This is a genomic window from Burkholderia sp. GbtcB21 (assembly GCF_019091065.1).
GTDB classification, from domain to species: domain Bacteria; phylum Pseudomonadota; class Gammaproteobacteria; order Burkholderiales; family Burkholderiaceae; genus Burkholderia; species Burkholderia pyrrocinia_C.
In genome coordinates this window covers 1-311 of sequence record NZ_JAGXKA010000164.1, presented here as the reverse complement: position 1 = coordinate 311, position 311 = coordinate 1, and the positions used below count along the sequence as shown (strand labels likewise).

Annotated in this window: 1 pseudogene; it reads right to left on the bottom strand. The window is 69.5% G+C overall.

From position 1 onward, the window contains the following. Positions 1-311, bottom strand: a pseudogene (locus KVT39_RS36695) (RHS repeat protein); the annotation flags it as partial.

The following is a 311-nucleotide window of genomic DNA, read 5'->3' as shown; positions in this document are numbered from 1 at the left end:
TCGTCGCCGCCGCCGCGCACGAGCTGCGTGGTGCGCTGCAGCTGGTTGCGGCTGTCCCACGCGAGCGGCTGGCCGGGGCCCAATTCCTTACGGTTGCCGCAGGCGTCGAAACTGCCGTTCACGTCGCCAGGCGCGAGGCCACCGGTCTGCGGCACCGCGCGGTTCGAGGTGTGGGCCACCACCATTTGCTGCGTATAGGGCGTGCTGCCCTGGTGATGGATCGCGGTCAGGTTGGCGCCGCGGTCGTAGGTGTAGGTACGCGTGTAGTGGGTCAACTCGCCGCTTTCCGGGTAGAGCGGCACGATCGGCGG